Raw genomic sequence first — 19,556 nt, 5'->3', positions numbered from 1 at the left:
CGCGGCAGCGGGCAGTGCGGCGCCGAGCCCATGCCCGTCCACGTCACCGCGGTGGTCACCTGCTCGCCCGGGGTGAAGGTCTTGATCAGCGTCTCGTTGGACGGCGCGCAGTCCAGGTTCGACCACAGCCGCTTGTTGTCCAGCGAGTAGACGTAGGCCGCCAGCACCGCGGCCCCAACGTCGCGCTTGCAGGCCACCAGTCCGATGTTGGTGACGACCATGGTGAACTTCGGCTGGTCACCAATAAAGTACTGGGGCGCGTTGGTCAGGCCCTTGACCGCCAGCGTCGAGTCGGGGCAGTCGTCGCCCTCTTTGAGCACCGGCGGGGGCTGCACCGCGGCGGTGGGGGTGGGGGTCTCGGGGTTCTGTCCCTGCGCCGGCGGCACGGCCGGGGCGGGGCCCTCGGGTCCGGGCGGCGGGGGCGCCTGGGGCGCAGGCGATCCCGGCTTGTTGGCGGCGGCGCTGGCTTTGTCGGCGTTGGCGGGCTTGGCTCCCGCGCTGTTTCCCATGAAGGCGATGACGACGGCGGCCACGATCCCGATCACGACGACCGCGATACCAATGGCCAGGCCTCTGCGCCGCCAGTAGATCTCGGTGGGTAGCGGGCCACGCGGTTCCAGATCGAGCACGTTCGCAGCGTAGGCCCAGGTCACGTCGATTCGGCTGACCCGCCTCGGCGTGTCGCCAGGTTTGCTGGCCGACCGCCGTGTAGTAGCGGCCCGCCACCGGGGTGGCGCGGGCCGTATCCGCCGCTGGTTACTCGCCCAGGTCGCCGGCGTGGTCGGACAGCTCGGCCCGGCCGTCGGCGAGCTGATAGGTCACGCCGGCGATCGCCAGCGTGCCTGCGGCCAACCGCTCGGCGATGATCGTCGAGCGGGCCGCCAGCTGCGCGACGGTTTCGGCGACGTGCCGCTTCTCGAACTCGTCGACGCTGCTCAGGCCGTCGCGCCGGCCGACCAGGATGGACGGGGCCACCCGTTCCACCACGTCGCGCACGAAACCGCCGGGCACCGCGCCGTCATCGATCGCCCCCACGGCCGCCTTGACCGCGCCGCAGCCGGAATGGCCGACGACGACGACGAGCGGAACGTCGAGCACCGCGACGGCGTACTCGATGGAGCCCAATACCGCCGTGTCGATCGCCTGCCCGGCGGTGCGAACCACGAAGATGTCGCCCAGTCCCTGGTCGAAGAGCAGCTCGGCGGCCACCCGGCTGTCCGCACAGGCGAACACGGCCGCGATCGGCTGTTGGCCGGAGGCCAGACTCGCGCGACGCTCGACGCTTTGGTTCGGATGCTCGGGGCGGCCGGCGACGAATCGCTCGTTACCCTCTTTGAGTGTTTTCCATGCTGTTGCCGGAGTGGTGTTGGGCATGGCACACATTGTGCTGTGCCGCGGTTGCCCGTGACTAGCCGACCTCCAATCCCGGCGAATGAACTTCTGGGGTGGTACGACATCGCGCGCCGCGATCTGCCGTGGCGCGAGCCGGGGGTGAGCGCCTGGCAGATTCTGGTCAGCGAATTCATGCTGCAGCAGACGCCGGTGGCGCGGGTGTTGCCGATCTGGACGGACTGGGTGCAACGCTGGCCCACCGCGTCGGCCACGGCCGCGGCCAGCGCGGCCGACGTGCTGCGCGCGTGGGGCAAGCTGGGCTACCCGCGGCGGGCCAAGCGGTTACACGAGTGCGCGATCGTGATCGCCCGCGACTACGGCGACGAGGTTCCCGAGGACGTCGAGACCTTGCTGACGCTGCCCGGTGTCGGCAGTTACACCGCCCGGGCGATCGCCTGCTTCGCGTACCAGCAGCCGGTTCCGGTGGTGGACACCAACGTTCGCCGGGTGGTGGCGCGGGTGGTGCACGGCCTGGCTGACGCGGGCGCGCCGTCCGCGACGCGCGACCACGCCGACGTGTCGGCGCTGCTGCCCGCCGACGCCACGGCACCGAGGTTCTCCGTGGCGCTGATGGAGCTGGGCGCGACGGTGTGTACGGCGCGCGCGCCGCGTTGCGGGCTGTGCCCGCTGGGCAGCTGCGGGTGGCGAAGCGCCGGTTATCCGCCCGCGCAGGGGCCGGCCCGTCGCGTCCAGACCTACGCCGGAACCGACCGCCAGGTCCGCGGTCGGTTGATGGATGTGTTGCGCGCCAACGATTCTCCGGTGACCCGAGCCGAGCTGGATGTGGCGTGGCTGACCGACACCGCGCAGCGCGACCGGGCGCTGTATTCGCTGCTGGCCGACGGGCTGGTGACGCAGACGCGCGACGGGCGCTTCGCCCTAGCCGGCGAGGAATGACTCGACGGCCTGGCGGTACAGCTGCGGCGCTTCGTCGTGGATCAGGTGACCGGCCTGCGGGGCCTTCAAATATGTTGCACCGCTTGATATTTCCGCCATCTCTTGCATCTGGCCCGGCGGGGTGACGGAGTTGCCAGCCTCGATGAGCAGCGCGGGGGCGCGCACCGCGCGCCACTGTGCCCAGTAGTCGCGGGTGCCCCATTCCGCGGCGATCTCGATCCAGCGCGCGGTGTGACCATGCAGCCGCCAACCGGTTTCGGTCCGATCGAAGGCCTCCAGGAAATACTGGCCCGCGACGGGGCCGAACTCGGCGAAAACCCGCTCGGCGGAATCGAATTCGACCGGGAGGGCATGCAGCCACGGTTCCCAGGGGCCGGTGGTGCGACCGCGGAAGTCCGGCGCCATGTCCTCGAGCACCAGGGCGGACACCAGTTCCGGGTGTTCGGCGGCCAAACACCACGAGTGCAGGGCGCCCATCGAATGCCCGACCATCCGCACCGGGCCGGCCAGCGTGCTCACCGCGTCGGCCAGATCGGCCACGAACCGTTCGGTGCTGATCGGGTGCGGATCGTCGACGTCGCGGCCCCGGTGCCACAACGCGTCGTAGGTGTAGACGGTGCCCAGCCCGGTCAGCCACGGCAGCTGGCGCGGCCAGGTGGTTCCCCGTCCCATCAGGCCGTGCACCAGCACCAGCGGGTCGCCCTCTCCCCCGTGGCAAGTCAACAGATCGCTGGGCATAGCACCATCTTGCGTGCACCGCCCAGGGCCCCGGCACCGGGATGGGCGGGGTAGCCTAGCGGCATGTCGCCAGTGGTGAAGATCAACGCAATCGAAGTACCCGCCGACGCCGGCCCGGAGCTGGAGAAGCGGTTCGCCCACCGGGCGCACGCCGTCGACAACCAGCCCGGCTTCCTCGGCTTTCAGCTGCTCCGCCCGATCAAGGGCGAGAACCGCTACTTCGTGGTGACCCAGTGGGAGTCCGAAGAGGCATTCCAGGCCTGGGCGCAGGGGCCCGCCATCGAAGCGCACTCCGGGGAGCGGGCGAAGCCGGTGGCCACCGGGGCCTCGCTGCTGGAATTCGAGGTTGTGATGGACGTTGCCGGCAACAAGCAGGCTGGCTAGCGGCTTATCGGCGCGGCGCCGCGCATTGACGGCGAGCGCGGCCGCCGCACTGGTAGTGACACTGGCGCCCGGTTGCGCCCCCAATCCGTCCCCGCAGGCCAACGCGGCCAATCCGGGGCGGCAGATCGACACCCGGACCCCACCCGGCGTCCGGGCCCAGCAGACGCTGGACATGCTCAACTCCGACTGGCCCATCGGCCCGGTCGGGGTCGGCACCCTCGCCGCACCCGACAAGGTCGAGTCGGTGGAGACCACCATGGAGGCGCTGTGGTGGGACCGTCCGTTCACCCTCGACGGCGTCGACCTGGGCGCGAGCGTGGCGACCCTGCACCTGACGTCGTCCTACGGTGCCCGGCAAGACATCCGGATCCACACCGACGACGGCGGTTATGTGGATCATTTCGACCTCGACACCCAGGCACCGACCATCAACTCGTGGCACGACATCGACGCGGTGCTGAGCAAGACCGGTGCGCGCTACTCCTATCAGGTCGCCAAGGTCGACGACGGGCGCTGCGAGCCGGTGGCGGGCACCAACACGCACCAATCTTTGCCGCTGGCATCCATTTTCAAGCTCTACGTGTTGCACGCGCTGGCGGGCGCGATCAAGGACGGCACGGTGTCCTGGGACGACCAGTTGACCGTGACCGAAAAGAGCCGGGCCGTGGGCTCGTCGGGATTGGCATTGCCTGCCGGAGCGCATGTTTCGGTGCGCACCGCCGCCGAGAAGATGATCGCCACCAGTGACAACATGGCCACCGACTTGCTGATCGGGCGGCTGGGCACGCACGCGATCGAGCAAGCGCTCGCCACGGCCGGCCATCACGACCCGGCCAGCATGACCCCGTTCCCCACCATGTACGAGCTGTTCTCCGTCGGCTGGGGCAGGCCCGACCTGCGCAGCCAGTGGGAGCACGGGTCGCCGCAGGTCCGCGGTCAACTGCTCGAGCAGGCGAATTCGACGCCGTATGACCCCGATCCGATGCGCGCGCACTCGCCGGCGTCCTCCTATGGCGCGGAGTGGTACGGCAACGCCGAGGACATCTGCCGGGTTCACGCGGCGCTGCAGGCCGACGCGGTCGGCAAGGCCGCACCGGTGCGCGAGATCCTGTCCGCGGTCGCGGGCATCCAGCTCGACCACGACGTCTGGCCGTACATCGGCGCGAAAGCCGGTGGCCTGCCGGGTGATTTGACGTTCAGCTGGTATGCCGTCGACAAGACGCAGCAGCCGTGGGTGGTGAGCTTCCAGCTGAACTGGCCGCGCGATCACGGGCCCACCGTGACCAGCTGGATGCTCAAGATCGCCAAACAGGCCTTCGCGTTGATCGCCCCGCGCTGACTCTCACAACCGCAGCGTCCAACGGCCGTCCCGGAAATGCATGACGATGCGTCCGGCCGGCGCCACGTCGATGCGCCAAAACGACGCCGGGTCGGCGTCCAACGCCGCCACGACCGCCGCGCGGATCACCGCCGGGTGGGTCACCGCTACCGTCCGTAAAGGGTTGGGGATCAACGACTCCAACCAGTGTGACATCCGCGAGATCAGGTCGGCGATCGATTCACCGCCGTGCGGCGCGGCGCCCGGCCGGCTCAGCCACACCTCGAGTTCGGTGGGCGGCACGGCCGCAAGCGCCGCGCCACGCCAGCTTCCGCAGTCGAGATCGGCCAACCGTGGCTCGGTTTCGGCGTGCAGCCCAAGCAGTTTCGCGGTCTGCCCGGTGCGCCGCTCGGGCGCGGCCAGCTGCCGCGGCGCGGCGGCGACGAGGCCGCCCACCGCTTCGACCTCGCGGCGGCCGATCGCGTTCAGCGGCTCGTCGGCGGGAAAACGCTTGTCGGCCATGGCATCGGTCATGCCATGCGACACCAGGGTCAGCCGGAGCACGTCGGTCACGCCGCGATGCTCGGCTCCTGCTTCGTCCGCGCGCCGAGCAGGCGCCCGCTGATCGCCGCGAATACCAGCCCGATTGCCGCCCACAACACCAGCTGGGTGGCCAGCGACAGCAGCCGGAACTCGTAGAGCACGTCGGCGGGAAATCCCGGATAGACGATGGTCCCCGCGGCGTCGCGCAGCGGCTCGGGGGTCTCGTCCGCGCTCGGCAGCGACACCGCCACCACGACGACGGCCACCAGATACGCCGCGGCCGCCAGCAGGCCGGCGTTCCACCCGCCGAACCGCGCGGCGAGGCGCCGCGCCAGCCATACGGCGCCGATCGCCAGCGCCACCGAAACCGCCACCATCACCAGGTACCAGCCAGTGCGCGCCCCGATGGTGTCGGCCTGTCCGACCGCCGGCGGATTCGGCGGATACTTCACGAACGGCACCAGGTACACCGCCCCGAACGCGCCGGCCGCCAGGAGCAGCGAAAGGGCTTGCGGCCGAGCGGTTTCCGTGCGTGCGTAGACCACACTAAACAGCACGGCGAACAGCGCGCCCATGGCGAGGCCGAAGATCAGCACACCGAAGCCGAGCCCGGGGCCCGATTGCACACCGCGGGTGAACAACTCGGCGCCGTGCTCGTGCAAGCCGTGCGCATTCTCGGCGTCGGTGCGGCCGTCTTCAAAAGCGATTGCGCGGGCGATGACGGGCTCGGCGCACAGGCGGGCGAAGACGAACGCCAGCACCGCGCCGACGGCACCCGCCAGCAGACCGCCCGCGATCAGGCGTTTCTCCACGAGATCGGGTCAGTGGCAGGGGAAGCCGAGCAGGTGCCGCGCATCGTGCACGAACTCGTGCACGTGCGAGTCGCTGCCGAACAACGACACCGCCCCCTGGTCGACGCCGACGAAGTACAGCGCCAGCAGCGCGAGGAAGACGGTCGCCGCCAGCCAGAGCGCGGTGCTCGCCGCCGAAAGATCGATCGATCGGGTGCGGCTGCCGGTGAGCTGCGGGTGGGACACAATCGGCTCCTTCTGGGGATAACGCGTCCCCGCTGGGTGTGACGAGTCTCGGGTCTGACTGTGGACAGTGGCGCGACCGTTCTGGACTTTCACCAGATTCCGTGACACTTCGATGACAACGGTCAGTGTAGGGCGCAGCGAAAACGGGCGGTAGTCCGCGTAGGAGTTACCGCCCGTTTTCTGTTGACTGCTACTGCGCGTCCGGCCCCGGGTCCGCGGCGCTGTGCGCCCCCGCCTTGGCCAGGTCCGGCTCGGCCGGCGGCTTGCGGGTGCCGGTGAAGGTGAACTTTGCGTCCTCGCCGGCGCTTTCGCCGTCCCAGTCGTCGACGTCGACCGTGACGACCTGGCCCGGACCGACCTCCTCGAAGAGGATCTTCTCCGACAGCTGGTCCTCGATCTCGCGCTGGATGGTGCGCCGCAGCGGGCGGGCACCCAGCACCGGGTCGAAGCCGCGCTTGGCCAGCAACGCCTTGGCCTTGTCCGTCAGCTCGAGGGCCATGTCCTTGCTCTTGAGCTGGGTCGCGACGCGGTTGATCATCAGGTCGACCATCTTGATGATCTCGTCCTTGGTCAGCTGGTGGAAGACGATGATGTCGTCGATGCGGTTGAGGAACTCCGGGCGGAAGTGCTTCTTCAGCTCGTCGTTGACCTTCTGCTTCATCCGCTCGTAGTTGTTCTCACCGCCACCCTGGGTGAAGCCGAGGCCCACCGGCTTGGAGATGTCGCCGGTGCCGAGGTTCGAGGTGAAGATCAGCACGGTGTTCTTGAAGTCGACCGTGCGGCCCTGACCGTCGGTGAGCCGGCCGTCCTCGAGGACCTGCAACAGGCTGTTGTAGATCTCCTGGTGGGCCTTCTCGATCTCGTCGAACAGCACCACCGAGAACGGCTTGCGCCGCACCTTCTCGGTGAGCTGGCCGCCCTCCTCGTAGCCGACGTATCCCGGCGGGGCGCCGAACAACCGCGACGCGGTGAACCGGTCGTGGAACTCACCCATGTCGATCTGGATGAGCGCGTCGTCGTCGCCGAACAGGAAGTTGGCCAGCGCCTTGGACAACTCGGTCTTACCGACACCGGACGGGCCGGCGAAGATGAACGAACCCGACGGGCGCTTGGGGTCTTTCAGCCCGGCCCGGGTGCGGCGGATCGCCTTGGAGACGGCCTTGACGGCGTCCTCCTGGCCGATGATCCGCTTGTGCAGCTCATCCTCCATGCGCAGCAGGCGGGTGGTCTCGGCCTCGGTGAGCTTGAACACCGGGATGCCGGTCCAGTTGCCCAGCACCTCGGCGATCTGCTCGTCGTCGACCTCGGCGACCACGTCGAGATCGCCCGAGCGCCACTGCTTTTCGCGCTCGGCGCGCTGGCCCACCAGTTGCTTCTCGCGGTCGCGCAGGCTCGCGGCCTTCTCGAAGTCCTGGGCGTCGATCGCCGATTCCTTCTCCCGGCGCGCCTCGGCGATCTTCTCGTCGAACTCGCGCAGGTCTGGCGGCGCGGTCATCCGGCGGATCCGCATCCGCGCCCCGGCCTCGTCGATCAGGTCGATCGCCTTGTCGGGCAGGAACCGGTCGTTGATGTACCGGTCGGCCAGGGTGGCCGCGGCCACCATCGCGCCGTCGGTGATCGACACCCGGTGATGCGCCTCGTAACGGTCGCGCAGACCCTTGAGGATCTCGATGGTGTGCTCGACGGTCGGCTCACCCACCTGCACGGGCTGGAAGCGGCGCTCCAGGGCGGCGTCCTTCTCGATGTACTTGCGGTACTCGTCGAGCGTGGTGGCGCCGATGGTCTGCAGCTCGCCGCGGGCCAGCTTGGGCTTGAGGATGCTCGCGGCGTCGATCGCGCCCTCGGCGGCGCCGGCACCCACCAGGGTGTGCAGCTCGTCGATGAACAGGATGATGTCGCCGCGGGTGTTGATCTCCTTGAGCACCTTCTTCAGGCGCTCCTCGAAGTCACCGCGGTAGCGGCTGCCGGCTACCAGCGAACCCAGGTCGAGGGTGTAGAGCTGCTTGTCCTTCAGGGTCTCCGGGACCTGGCCGTGCACGATCGCCTGCGCCAGGCCCTCGACGACGGCGGTCTTACCGACGCCCGGCTCGCCGATCAGCACCGGGTTGTTCTTGGTGCGCCGGCTCAGCACCTGCATCACCCGCTCGATTTCCTTCTCGCGGCCGATGACCGGGTCGAGCTTGCCCTCCATCGCGGCGGCGGTCAGGTTGCGGCCGAACTGGTCGAGCACCAACGACGTGGACGGGCTGCCGGATTCGCCGCCGCGGCCACCGGTGCCGGCCTCCGCGGCTTCCTTGCCCTGGTAGCCGCTCAGCAGCTGGATCACCTGCTGGCGCACCCGGGTCAGTTCGGCGCCGAGCTTCACCAGCACCTGCGCGGCCACGCCCTCGCCCTCGCGGATCAGCCCCAGCAAAATGTGCTCGGTGCCGATGTAGTTGTGGCCGAGTTGCAGCGCCTCGCGCAGGCTCAGCTCCAGAACCTTCTTGGCGCGCGGGGTGAACGGGATGTGCCCGGACGGGGCCTGCTGGCCCTGGCCGATGATCTCCTCGACCTGGCTGCGGACGCCCTCGAGCGAGATGCCCAGCGACTCCAGCGACTTCGCCGCGACGCCTTCACCTTCGTGGATCAAACCCAGCAGGATGTGCTCGGTGCCGATGTAGTTGTGGTTGAGCATCCGCGCTTCTTCTTGCGCCAAGACGACGACCCGCCGTGCTCGGTCGGTGAATCTTTCAAACATCGGGTTACCTGCTCTCCCTCAACATCGGTACAAACTAGTTAGCGGCCGTTCGAGCAATCCTGCCGGTCTCCTGTGGCCGGAATCGCGTACCTGCCTCCACTGTAATGGTCGGCTTGCCGGCGGGCCTAACCTTGCCGGCGCCTTCTTCGCTGCGGAGCCGCCCGGTCTTCCGGCGCCCTTTGTAGGGCCGATCTCACCTGCGACAGCCTGCGGCGTTGCGCGCCGTAACTGAAGAAACGTCGCGCACTTCCAATTCGTTTCCCAAGCCGCCCGACTATTGTTTCGCGCCCAGCGAAATGACAAACCGGCGCCCGGGCCTTCGAGCCCGGGCGCCGGTCGGTACGGCTGCTACGTCGCCGCGTGGAATGCGTCGATCACGTCGGCCGGGATGCGCCCGCGCGTCGACACGTTGTGCCCGTTGCGGCGGGCCCAGTCGCGGATGGCCGCGCTCTGCTCGCGGTCGATCGCGCCGCGCCCGCGGCCCGAGCCGGAACGCCCGCGCCGGCGGCCGCCGACGCGTCGGCCGGCCTCCACCCATTGCTTGAGATCGCCGCGCAGTTTCGCGGCATTCTTGGACGAAAGATCAATCTCGTAGGTCACCCCGTCAAGCCCGAATTCCACCGTTTCGTCGGCCGCGCCGGCACCGTCGAAATCATCGACCAAGGTGACGGTCACTTTTTTTGCCATTGGCTTACCCTCGCATTTCGTCCTGTGCGGATACTGAGCAGATTGGATCGGACCTCCCCGGTCACCAATCTGCCATAACAGCGAAGCATACTCAATCTGTACGGAAGCCGCACAGTTGAAACTTTGACCTACGACTGCGGCCGAACAATCGGGAACAAAACTGTCTCTCGAATTGACAGACCGGTCAATGTCATCAACAACCTGTCGATACCCATTCCCGTTCCCGTGCATGGGGGCATCGCGTACTCGAGTGCGGCGAGGAAATCCTCGTCGAGCACCATGGCTTCGTCGTCGCCCGCGGCGGCAGCACGCGCTTGCGCGGCGAACCTCTCGCGCTGCACGACCGGATCGTTCAGCTCGGAGTACCCGGTGGCCAACTCGACGCCACGCACATATAGGTCCCACTTCTCGGTGACGCCCGCGATGCTGCGGTGCTGGCGCGTCAAAGGCGTTGTCTCGACCGGGAAATCCCGCACAAACGTCGGGGCGACGAGGTCGTTGCCCACCGTGTGCTCCCAGAGTTCCTCGACGATTTTTCCGTGCCCGTAACCCCGGTCGCGGGGGATCTCGACGCCGAGCCGGTCGGCGATGCCGAGCAGTTCTTCGACGGAGGTCCCCGGCGTGATCTCGTCACCGAGTGCCGCGGACAACGACGGGTACATTTCGATGGAAGCCCATTCTCCGTCTATGTCGTAGACACTGCCGTCGGGCAGCGGGAGTTGTCGGGTTCCGATCGCCTCATCGGCCACCTCTTGAATAAGCTCGCGCGTCACTACTGCCGAATCGTCATAGGTGCCGTACGCCTGGTAGGTCTCCAGCATGGAGAATTCCGGAGAATGCGTTGAATCCGCACCTTCGTTTCTGAACACGCGATTAAGTTCGAAAACTCTGTCGAAACCGCCGACGACGCACCGCTTGAGGAACAGTTCCGGTGCGATCCTCAAGTAGAGATCGATGTCGAGCGCATTGGAATGCGTGATGAAGGGCCGCGCCGCCGCGCCACCGGCCAGCGTCTGCAACATTGGGGTTTCGACTTCGAGAAACCCGCGCCGGTCCAGCGCGTTGCGGATCGCGCGGATGACGGCGATCCGCTGGCGGGCCACCGTGCGGGCCTGCGGGCGCACGATCAGGTCGACGTAGCGCTGCCGTACCCGCGCCTCTTCGCTCATGTCCTTGTGCGCGACGGGCAGCGGACGCAATGACTTGGACGCCATCTGCCAGGAGTCGGCCAGCACGGACAATTCGCCGCGCCGTGAGCTGATCACGTTGCCGTGCACGTAGACGATGTCGCCCAGGTCGACGTCGGCCTTCCACGCGTCCAGGGATTGCCGGCCGACCTTGTCGAGGCTGATCATCACCTGCAGGCTGGTTCCGTCGCCCTCCTGCAGTGTGGCGAAGCAGAGTTTGCCGGAGTTGCGGGCAAAGATCACCCGGCCGGCGACGCCGACGACGTCGTCGGTCGCGGTGTCCACCGGCAGGTCGGGGTGGGCGGCGCGGACTTGCGCCAGCGTGTGGGTGCGTTCGACGGCGACCGGGTAGGGGTCGTGGCCTTCGGCGAGCAGCCGAGCGCGCTTATCCCGGCGGATGCGGTACTGCTCGGGAATGTCTAGGTCGTCGGCACTCACGACGTGCCAGCTTAAAGGACCGGGCTTTGAGGGCGCGGTGCCGTCAGCGTGCGGTCTTGAGCCGGCCGCGCTGGGCGTCGCGGTTGCGTTCGAAGATCAGCCGCAGGCCGTCCAGCGTCAGGTGCTTCTCGTAGTGGCTGACCGTCTGCAGTTCGGGCAGCAGCAGCGGCGCGGTGTGGCCCGTGGCGACGATCGCGACGTCGTCGCCGGCAAAGCCCTCCACATCCTCGCGAATCCGCCCGACCAGACCGTCCACCAGCCCGGCGAACCCGAACACCGCACCGGCCTGCATGCACTCGACGGTGTTCTTGCCGACCACCGAACGGGGCCGGGTCAGCTCCACCCGGCGCAGCGCCGCCGAGCGGGCCGCGGCGGCGTCGGAGGACACCTGCAATCCGGGCGCGATCGCCCCACCGAGGAATTCGCCCTTGGCCGACACGACGTCCACACAGATCGAGGATCCGAAGTCGATGACGATGGCCGGGCTGTTGAAGCGATGAAAGGCGGCCAGGCAGTTGACGATTCGGTCGGCGCCGACTTCCTTTGGGTTGTCGACCAGCAGCGGGATGCCGGTACGCACCCCGGGTTCGATCAACACGTGGGGCACCGACGGCCAGTACTGGTCGAGCATCAGCCGCACCTCGTGCAGCACCGAGGGGACGGTCGACAGCGCCGCGGCTCCGGTGAGCCGTTCGGAGTCGTCGCCGATGAGTCCGTCGATCGTCAGCGCCAGTTCGTCGGCGGTGATCTCGGCTTCGGTGCGAATCCGCCACTGCTGCACGACCTTTGCGTGCTCTTTGGATCCCGAGATCAGCCCGACGACGGTGTGGGTGTTACGGACGTCGATCGCCAGCAGCACGGCTACCGCGCAACGATCCGGGGATCCAGCAGCTCGGCCGCGTCAGCGGGCACGAACGCCGGATCGTGGCCGAGGTCGATCGGCTTGTTGTCGGCGTCGACGAAGACGATCCGCGGCTGGTACACCCGCGCCTCGGCCTCTTCCATGGTGCCGTAAGCGATCAGAATAACCAGGTCGCCCGGGTGCACGAGATGCGCTGCGGCACCGTTGATTCCAATCACCCCGCTGCCGCGTTCGCCGGTGATCGCATAGGTGACCAGCCGGGCGCCGTTGTCGATGTCGACGATGGTCACCTGTTCGCCCTCAAGCAGGTCCGCGGCGTCCATCAGATCGGCGTCGATGGTCACCGAGCCGACGTAGTGCAGGTCGGCCTGCGTGACCGTGGCCCGGTGGATCTTCGACTTGAGCATCGTCCGTAGCATCAATTCCTCCAAGGTGATTGGGCGTAGTGTCCGTCCGGCCCAGCGGTGCCGGCGGGTGTTTCGATCTGCAGTTCGATGTTGTCCAACAGCCTGGTGGTGCCCAGCCGGGCCGCGACCAGCAGCCGGGCCGAGCCGTGGGCGGGCGCCGGGCCCAGGGCGGCGTCGCGCAGCTCCAGGTAGTCGACGGTGAGGTCGGGCACGGCGTCGAGCACCGCGCGGGCCGCGGCCAGTGCGGCCGCACCGCCGTGGTGCGCGGCGTGCGCACCGGCGGTCAGCGCCGCCGAAAGCGTCACGGCCAGTTCGCGTTGGGTGGGGTTTAGGTAGCGGTTGCGCGACGACATCGCCAGGCCGTCGGACTCCCGGACCGTCGGCACCCCCACGACCTGCGTGTCGATGTTGAGGTCGGCGACCATCTGGCGGATCATCACCAGCTGCTGATAGTCCTTCTCGCCGAAGAAGATCCGGTCCGGGCGCACGATCTGCAGCAGCTTGCACACCACGGTCAGCACGCCCGCGAAATGGGTGGGCCGCGCCCCGCCCTCGAGCTCGGCGGCCAGCGGTCCGGGCTGCACGGTGGTGCGTAGCCCATCGGGATACATCGCGGCGGCCGTTGGGGCGAAGACGATTTCGACGCCCTCGGCACGCAGTAGGGCGACGTCGTCATCCAGGGTCCGCGGGTAGGCGTCGAGGTCCTCGCCGGCGCCGAACTGCAGCGGGTTGACGAAGATCGATGCGACCACCACCGCACCGGGCACCCGTTTGGCCGCGCGCACCAACGCCAGGTGCCCGTCGTGCAGCGCGCCCATGGTGGGCACCAGCATGACCCGGCGCCCGGTGTGGCGCAGGGCCCGGCTGACCTCGGTGACATCGCGCGGGGCGGAATAGACGTTGAGTTCACCCGCCGTGAAGGCGGGCGGCCTGCCGGGGCTCATGGCGAGAGCACCTCCACGACGTCGCGGGGGGCGTGCGCGCGCTGGGCGGTCCGCAGGGCGTTCACCCGGTAGGCCTGCGCCAGTTCCGGGGAGACCTCGGTCAGCGCGGCCAGATGCCCGGCGACCGCGGCCGCGTCGCCACGGGCGACCGGGCCGGTCAGCGCGGCCTGCCCGCGCTGCAGGGTGTTGTCCAGCGCGGCCCGGGCCAGCGGTCCGATGATGCGTTCGGCGATGCCGCCCGGCTGGTCGTCGACCGTCTGTTGGCCGAGCAGTTCACTGCCGCGCAGGGCGGCGCGCAGCGCGTCGAGCGCGTCGGCGACCACGGTCACGATGTGGTTGCCGGCATGGGCCAGCGCGGCGTGGTACAGAACGCGCGCATCCTCGGCCACGCAGAACGGTTCCCCGCCCATCTCCAGGACCAGCGATTGCCCGATCGCGTAGCCGACCTCGTCGGCCGCGGTGACGCCGAAGCAGGAATCCGCCAGCCGGCTGATGTCCTCGTCGGAGCCGGTGAATGTCATCGCCGGGTGGATCGCCAGCGGGATGCAGCCGTCCCGGGCCAGCGGCTCGAGAATGCCGATCCCGTTGGCGCCGGACGTGTGGACCACGATGGTTCCGGGCCGCACCGCCGACGTCGCCGCCAGCCCGGACACCAGCCCGGCGAGCTCGCTGTCGGGCACCGCGAGCAGCAACAGCTCGGCACCGGCGGCCACCTCCGGCGGCGCCGCCACCGGGGTGTCGGGCAGCCGGCGCTCGGCGCGCTGCCGGGACGCACGGGAGATGGCGCTACACGCCACCACGACGTGGTCCGCGCGCTCCAGCGCGACACCGAGGGCGGTGCCGACCCGGCCGGCCGAGATGATTCCCACCTTGAGCCGAGCCGGGCGCAGACCGTCGAACTGCACCATCGCAGACGACCTCACAGAATCTTGTTTCGTTCCGGTCCCACTTGGTGGGTACCGTTCGGTCAGTACGACTGTAGTCGATTACCAGGCGTTACCCAATGTGAGGAAGCTCCCAGCTCAGCTCTCGCGGCGGCGGCGCCGGCCTCCTTCGGAGGGCTGCACCTGCAGGCGGGCCAGCAGGTCGGCGACCGACTGACCACCCGTCGAGCTGCCTTCGCCGGCGCCGTCGGGGCCGTCTTGCTGGGGGTCGCCGCCGTGCCGGGGCGCCTGCTCGGGTGCCGGCGGCGGCGCCAGCCGCGGGGGCGGGGGCGCAGCGGCGGACGGGCCCGGTTGCGCCGGGGGCGGTGGCGGGGACGGCGTCGCGGCGGCCGGTGGGGACACGACCGGGGCCTCGTCGCCGGGCAAGGAATTGCGGGCGCCGTAGTCGCGGTACTCCGCGGAGTGACGCGACCGCGCCCGGCGACCGGAGTCGCCGTACGGCGCAGGCGGGACCGGCTCGACGGGCATCCCATCCCAGGCGTCGTCGACGCCCGAATGCCGGGCGCGCCGCCGTCCGCCGGCCGATTCGCCCGGCGAATCACCGCCGACCCAATTGCTGCCCGGCGTGCCGGGTGGCAACCACAGCCCTCCCGCGGCGGCCGGCTGCCAGCCCTGGCCCGGCCAGTGCGCCTGCGGCTGCCGTTGGGGTTCCGGCGCCGGTTCGGGTTCGGGCTGCGGCTCCGGTTGGAACTGCGCCGCCGGCGGCGATGACGGTTGCTGACGCGGCTCGAACCGTTGTTCCGCCGGTCGCGCGTACGCGGACTCCTCGGCGTATGCGGGCTGCTCGGCGTACGCCGGATCCGGCGCCGGTTCGTACTGGTTGCGGACCCGTTCACGGCGGGGCGGCGGCTGCTGGCGAGGCGGGATCAGCGGTTCTTCGGGCACGTCGATGATGGCGTCGTCGCGGTTGTCCTGCGGCACCGACGTCACGCGGTCGCTGGACACCCAGTCGACGGGGTTGTCGCGCGGGTTTTCGCCGTTGCGATCCCACTCGCTGTACGCGCGCTCCGGCTGCGGCTCGGCTTCGGGCGTTCCCCCGAGGGCCGGGCGCTGCGCCAGATCGGTGTCGAACAGGATTTCCAGGCTGGTCCGCAGGGCGGACAGTTCCGCACGCAACTCGGCCAGATCGTCGGCGGCCTGGGCGCGCAGCTCGGAGGCCAGCTCGCGGCGCAGCTGCGACTCCACGGTCAGTTCGTATTCACGCCGGGCCGAGATCTCCCGGTCCAGCTGCAGGTCGTAGACCAGCTTGAGGTCGCGGACCCGGGACTGATCGGCGTCGCTTTGGCGTCGATAGAGCACGGAAACGAAGGCGCCGGCGACTGCGGCCCACAGCGCCAGGATTACAGCGAGCTTGAGAAGTTCCACCCGATTGGTGAAAACCAATGCGGAGCTGGCCCCCATCGCGAGGACCAGCAACGCGGTCAAGAGCACCCACCCCGGCCTGCGGCCGCCGCGCCGCACCCGGGCGCCGCGGGACAGAACGGTCATGGCCTGAGAGTACCTGTGGGAGGTCAATCCGCGTGTCGCGTGCCTCCGGCGATTCTCACCCGGGCTTGCCAGTGCTAGCTTTCCGCGCCCTCGCCGTGCTCAGTAGGATCCTGCGGTGACTTGCAGCAATGTTGCAGCCACAGCGCGGCAACGAGCAGCGCCAGCGCGCTGACGGCCGCGACCACGGTCCCCGTGGTGTCCTCGGCGGCGGCCCGCAACCACGATTTGCGGGGCAGGAAGTACACCAGGATGCCGACCCACCAGCCCAGCATCAACGCGCCGACCCAGGCCGAGGCCTTGGCAACCATCAGGCTGCGCGCCACCGCGAGCGGATGCAGCCAGCCCGGGCCGGAGCCGATCTCGCCCTCGCTGATCTTCGCCCGCACGTAGCGCGCCCACAGCGCCTCGACGACGGCCACCGCCAGCAGCGACAGGCCGGTCCACACGGTGATCGGCGGAAACCACCGGTATAGGCCCTTGACCAGCAGGTATCCCACCACGGCGGTGCCCACCACCGCGGCGGTCAGGTCACGCTTGCGGGTGGGTCCCATCAGGTCGTCGGCCCCCGATCGGCCGGCTTCCCGTTCGCCCGCAGGGTCAGGTTGGTCGGCCGGACGCCGTCCCGGTCGGCCGCTTCCAGCTGGGCGAGCAGGCCCGCGACCGGCTGCGGACCATCGGCCAGGGTCAGCCGCGCGTCCGGCTCGACGTCCAGCCAGGGAATGAGTACGAATGCCCGGAGGTGGGCCAGCGGGTGCGGCAGCGTCAGGTTGTTCTCCCGGGAGATCACCTCGGTCGGGCCGTAGCAGGCGATCAGGTCGACGTCGAGGGTGCGCGGCCCCCAGCGCTCCCCGCGCACGCGGCCCGCCGCCCGCTCGAATTCCTGCGCGCGGCGCAGCCAGGCCTGCCCGTCCCGGGACGGGTCGTCGGCGATCACCACCGCGTTGAGGAACGGCGCCTGATCCACCCGGCCCCAGGGGTCGGTCTCGTACACCGGTGACACTGCGCGCACCGTCTCCCCCAGCCCGTCGACGACGGACTGCAACCGGGCCAGCCGGTCGCCCAGGTTCGAGCCGATCGACAGCACCACGCGTGTCATAGGGCCCCGCCCGCCGGAACCACCGAACCGCGGCCGCCGCGGCGCGACCGCCGCACCACCACGGCGACGTCGGCGAACTGCTGCGGGATCGGAGCCTGCGGCTTGTGCACCACCACCTCGACGGCGTGCACGCGCTCGTCGTCCATCACCTGGTCGGCGATCTGGGCGCCGACCGTCTCGATCAGGTTGCGCGCGGGCCCGGCCACCACGTCGGCGGCCAGCCGGGCCAGCGCCGCGTAGTCATAGGTGTCGGCCAGTTCGTCGCTGGCGGCGGCGCCGGCGAGGTCGATCCACACCGTGATGTCGACGACGAAGTCCTGACCGTTGGCACGCTCGTGGTCGAACACCCCGTGTTGTCCGCGAACCGTCAAGCCGCGCAATTCGATTCGATCAGCCATTGTCTCCAGCCAGTTCCGTGTGCGACCCGCCGGTCCAGGCCGCTACGACCTTGAGGGCATCGACCGTGGCGCGCACGTCGTGCACCCGCACCCCCCAGGCGCCGTGCAGGGCGGCCAGCGCCGACACCACCGCGGTGGCCGTCTCGCGCCCGTCGGGCGGTCGCGGCGCACCGTCGACCCCGGCTAACAACGTACCGAGGAACCGTTTGCGCGACGCACCCAGCAGCACCGGGATGCCGGTGGCGACCAGCTGCGGCAGGGCATGCAGCAGCGCCCAATTGTGTTGTCCCGTCTTGGCGAACCCCAATCCGGGATCGATCATCAGCTGGCCGAGGTCGACACCGGCGGACACCGCGGCGTCGACGCTGGCCAGCAGCTCGTCGCGCACCTCGCCCACCACGTCGCGGTACTGCGGCGCCGCGTGCGGGCGCGCGGCCGACACCGATCGCCAATGCATCAGCACCCACGGCACTTTCGCGTCGGCCAGCAGGGGCGCCATCGCGGGATCGGCACGGCCGCCGGACACGTCGTTGACGATGCGCGCTCCGCCGCACAGCGCCGCGCGCGCGACATCGGCGTGCATGGTGTCGATGCTGACGGTGATCCCTTGAGCCGCAAGCGCTTTGACGACGGGTATAACCCGGGCGGTTTCGACCCGGGGGTCGATCCGCGTGGCGCCGGGCCGGGTCGACTCTCCCCCGACGTCGACGATGTCGGCGCCGTCGGCGACCAAGGCCAACCCGTGCGCCACCGCCTTGTCGGGATCGAGGTAGCGGCCGCCGTCGGAGAACGAATCGTCAGTGACGTTCAGAACTCCCATTACCTGCACGGGCGCCGGACTCACTTACGCAGGATCAGGTCGAGCGCCTCGGCTCGAGAAGCCGCGTTGGTTTTGAACAGGCCGCGCACCGCCGAGGTAGTCGTAACCGCTCCGGGCTTACGCACACCGCGCATCGCCATGCACAGGTGTTCGGCCTCGACCACGACGATCACGCCACGCGGGTTGAGCTTTTTCACCAGGGCGTCGGCGATCTGGCTGGTGAGCCGCTCCTGCACCTGGGGCCGCTTCGAGTACAGGTCGACCAGTCGGGCGATCTTCGACAGGCCGGTGACCCGGCCGTCGTTGCCCGGGATGTAGCCGACGTGGGCCACACCGTGGAACGCCACCAGGTGGTGCTCACACGTGGAGTACAGCGGAATCTCCTTGACCAGCACCAGTTCGTCGTGCTCCTCGTCGAACATGGTGTTCAGCACGCTGTCGGGATCGGTGTAGAGCCCGGCGAACATCTCGCGGTAGGCGCGCGCGACGCGAGCCGGTGTCTCGCGCAGGCCGTCCCGGTCGGGGTCTTCGCCGATCGCGTGCAGCAACTCGCGGACCGCGGCCTCGGCGCGCTCCTGATCGAACGCGCGCGTCGCGGGCACCGCGGTATCGGGCCCCAAACCGCGTAAGGCCATCGAATCCTCCGTTTGCTCAGCCGTGAGCCGGCGGGTTGGACCGGCTCACGTCGTCATCCTGCCGGTCCGGCGACCCACCCTCCGGGGCGGGTTGGCCGGGCGGCGGATACGGCGGATACGGCGGGTACGACGGGTGCGCCTGACCCGGGTGACCCGCTCCACCCTGCTGACCGGGATAACTTTGCTGACCGCCGGGATGGCCTTGCGGTCCCGGGTAGCCCTGGGGGCCCGGGTAACCGCGCGGCGGTTGCTGCCAATAGGGCTGCTGCTGCCCGGGCTGCGGATGCCAGTAAGTCGGCTGTTGTTGCTGCGGCGGCCAGCCGGGCGCGCGCCAGCCGGCGGGGGCCCCGTAGTCGGGTTGGGTGGGACCCTGCGGATCGCCCTGCCGATTACCGCCACCCTGAGCGCCATGAGAACCGTTGCCGCCGTTGGCGTTTCGATCGGCATCCAGCCGCGCGGCGGCGGCCGCCTCGCTGGCCCGGGCGATGGCCGCCTTGAAGGCCGGCTCGGGGGTCGGCGGCGGCCACGGCTCACCATGTTCGACGACTTCGGCGGCCGTATCCCGTCGGACAAACCGCCGATCAAGACGCCCGGCGAGCTGGCC

General features: G+C 69.4%; 22 protein-coding genes and 2 pseudogenes. 4 read left to right on the top strand and 20 right to left on the bottom strand.

The window, feature by feature from the left end; all coding sequences use genetic code 11:
* Together A5622_RS14855 and A5622_RS14850 are read right to left on the bottom strand one after the other, a co-directional pair.
* On the bottom strand, positions 1-629 hold a 629-nt coding region (locus A5622_RS14855), incomplete at its 3' end, for a hypothetical protein (RefSeq protein ID WP_156749056.1).
* Positions 630-756: 127 nt separating this feature from the next.
* Entirely contained in the window at positions 757-1,374 is a 618-nt protein-coding gene (locus tag A5622_RS14850; protein WP_066868416.1) for a carbonic anhydrase, read from the bottom strand.
* 15 nt (positions 1,375-1,389) lie between these two features.
* Here A5622_RS14850 and A5622_RS14845 point away from each other — a divergent pair, with 15 nt between their 5' ends.
* Positions 1,390-2,289 carry an A/G-specific adenine glycosylase gene (locus A5622_RS14845; RefSeq protein ID WP_066868414.1) on the top strand — a complete coding sequence of 300 codons (900 nt, stop codon included), beginning with the start codon at positions 1,390-1,392 and terminating at the stop codon, positions 2,287-2,289.
* Here the strand turns inward: A5622_RS14845 and A5622_RS14840 are convergent.
* The gene (locus A5622_RS14840) at positions 2,272-3,027 is read right to left on the bottom strand and encodes an alpha/beta fold hydrolase (RefSeq protein WP_066868413.1); all 756 of its coding nucleotides are present in this window, start codon (positions 3,025-3,027) and stop codon (positions 2,272-2,274) included. The two genes, A5622_RS14845 and A5622_RS14840, sit on opposite strands and share 18 nt — an antisense overlap.
* Positions 3,028-3,090: 63 nt before the next feature.
* Between A5622_RS14840 and mhuD the strand changes: the two genes are divergently transcribed.
* Both mhuD and A5622_RS14830 read left to right on the top strand, forming a co-directional pair.
* Entirely contained in the window at positions 3,091-3,411 is a 321-nt protein-coding gene (gene mhuD / locus A5622_RS14835) for a mycobilin-forming heme oxygenase MhuD (protein WP_007772332.1), read from the top strand.
* Positions 3,386-4,750 (top strand): serine hydrolase, encoded by a 1,365-nt coding sequence (locus tag A5622_RS14830; RefSeq protein WP_066879468.1) that lies wholly within the window; start codon positions 3,386-3,388, stop codon positions 4,748-4,750. Before mhuD ends, A5622_RS14830 begins: the two co-directional genes overlap by 26 nt.
* Positions 4,751-4,753: 3 nt before the next feature.
* Here A5622_RS14830 and A5622_RS14825 read toward each other — a convergent pair whose 3' ends face one another.
* From A5622_RS14825 to A5622_RS28310, 17 genes and pseudogenes are all read right to left on the bottom strand, one after another.
* Positions 4,754-5,302, bottom strand: coding sequence for a histidine phosphatase family protein (locus A5622_RS14825; RefSeq protein ID WP_066879465.1), 549 nt, complete (start codon positions 5,300-5,302; stop codon positions 4,754-4,756).
* On the bottom strand, positions 5,299-6,084 hold the full coding sequence (locus A5622_RS14820) for a CbtA family protein (RefSeq protein ID WP_066879462.1): 786 nt from the start codon (positions 6,082-6,084) through the stop codon (positions 5,299-5,301). The genes A5622_RS14825 and A5622_RS14820 overlap by 4 nt, the downstream gene beginning before the upstream one ends.
* 9 nt (positions 6,085-6,093) lie before the next feature.
* Positions 6,094-6,309, bottom strand: a complete 216-nt coding sequence (locus tag A5622_RS14815; RefSeq protein ID WP_066868405.1) for a CbtB domain-containing protein — start codon at positions 6,307-6,309, stop codon at positions 6,094-6,096.
* A gap of 190 nt (positions 6,310-6,499) precedes the next feature.
* Positions 6,500-9,046 carry an ATP-dependent protease ATP-binding subunit ClpC gene (clpC1, locus tag A5622_RS14810; RefSeq protein WP_066868404.1) on the bottom strand — a complete coding sequence of 849 codons (2,547 nt, stop codon included), beginning with the start codon at positions 9,044-9,046 and terminating at the stop codon, positions 6,500-6,502.
* Between the two features lie 348 nt (positions 9,047-9,394).
* Positions 9,395-9,733, bottom strand: coding sequence for a histone-like nucleoid-structuring protein Lsr2 (gene lsr2, locus A5622_RS14805; protein ID WP_066868403.1), 339 nt, complete (start codon positions 9,731-9,733; stop codon positions 9,395-9,397).
* 128 nt (positions 9,734-9,861) lie between these two features.
* Positions 9,862-11,358, bottom strand: coding sequence for a lysine--tRNA ligase (gene lysS / locus A5622_RS14800; protein WP_066879459.1), 1,497 nt, complete (start codon positions 11,356-11,358; stop codon positions 9,862-9,864).
* 43 nt (positions 11,359-11,401) lie between these two features.
* Positions 11,402-12,217, bottom strand: a complete 816-nt coding sequence (locus A5622_RS14795) for a type III pantothenate kinase (protein ID WP_066868401.1) — start codon at positions 12,215-12,217, stop codon at positions 11,402-11,404.
* 2 nt (positions 12,218-12,219) lie between these two features.
* Positions 12,220-12,639 (bottom strand): aspartate 1-decarboxylase, encoded by a 420-nt coding sequence (gene panD, locus A5622_RS14790; RefSeq protein WP_066868400.1) that lies wholly within the window; start codon positions 12,637-12,639, stop codon positions 12,220-12,222.
* Complete coding sequence (gene panC, locus A5622_RS14785) at positions 12,639-13,571, bottom strand: pantoate--beta-alanine ligase (protein ID WP_066879456.1); 933 nt, start codon at positions 13,569-13,571, stop codon at positions 12,639-12,641. The genes panD and panC overlap by 1 nt, the downstream gene beginning before the upstream one ends.
* Entirely contained in the window at positions 13,568-14,479 is a 912-nt protein-coding gene (locus A5622_RS14780; protein WP_066879453.1) for a Rossmann-like and DUF2520 domain-containing protein, read from the bottom strand. The genes panC and A5622_RS14780 overlap by 4 nt, the downstream gene beginning before the upstream one ends.
* A gap of 114 nt (positions 14,480-14,593) precedes the next feature.
* Positions 14,594-16,003 carry a DUF6779 domain-containing protein gene (locus A5622_RS14775; RefSeq protein WP_066879450.1) on the bottom strand — a complete coding sequence of 470 codons (1,410 nt, stop codon included), beginning with the start codon at positions 16,001-16,003 and terminating at the stop codon, positions 14,594-14,596.
* Between the two features lie 74 nt (positions 16,004-16,077).
* Complete coding sequence (locus A5622_RS14770; RefSeq protein WP_066868391.1) at positions 16,078-16,554, bottom strand: DUF3180 domain-containing protein; 477 nt, start codon at positions 16,552-16,554, stop codon at positions 16,078-16,080.
* Complete coding sequence (gene folK / locus A5622_RS14765) at positions 16,554-17,099, bottom strand: 2-amino-4-hydroxy-6-hydroxymethyldihydropteridine diphosphokinase (protein WP_066879448.1); 546 nt, start codon at positions 17,097-17,099, stop codon at positions 16,554-16,556. The genes A5622_RS14770 and folK overlap by 1 nt, the downstream gene beginning before the upstream one ends.
* Entirely contained in the window at positions 17,096-17,497 is a 402-nt protein-coding gene (gene folB / locus A5622_RS14760; RefSeq protein ID WP_066868388.1) for a dihydroneopterin aldolase, read from the bottom strand. Before folB ends, folK begins: the two co-directional genes overlap by 4 nt.
* Complete coding sequence (gene folP / locus A5622_RS14755; protein ID WP_156752961.1) at positions 17,490-18,341, bottom strand: dihydropteroate synthase; 852 nt, start codon at positions 18,339-18,341, stop codon at positions 17,490-17,492. Before folP ends, folB begins: the two co-directional genes overlap by 8 nt.
* Positions 18,338-18,952 (bottom strand): GTP cyclohydrolase I FolE, encoded by a 615-nt coding sequence (gene folE, locus A5622_RS14750; protein WP_066879442.1) that lies wholly within the window; start codon positions 18,950-18,952, stop codon positions 18,338-18,340. Before folE ends, folP begins: the two co-directional genes overlap by 4 nt.
* Before the next feature lie 16 nt (positions 18,953-18,968).
* Positions 18,969-19,496: pseudogene (locus tag A5622_RS28310) on the bottom strand (cell division protein FtsH); the annotation flags it as partial.
* Between A5622_RS28310 and A5622_RS30780 the strand changes: the two are divergent.
* Positions 19,470-19,556, top strand: a pseudogene (locus tag A5622_RS30780) (hypothetical protein); the annotation flags it as partial. The pseudogenes A5622_RS28310 and A5622_RS30780 overlap by 27 nt on opposite strands.

Origin of the sequence: Mycobacterium sp. 1245801.1 (assembly GCF_001673055.1) — a bacterium.
Lineage (GTDB): Bacteria > Actinomycetota > Actinomycetes > Mycobacteriales > Mycobacteriaceae > Mycobacterium > Mycobacterium europaeum_A.
This window is presented reverse-complemented; position numbering and strand designations above follow the sequence as displayed.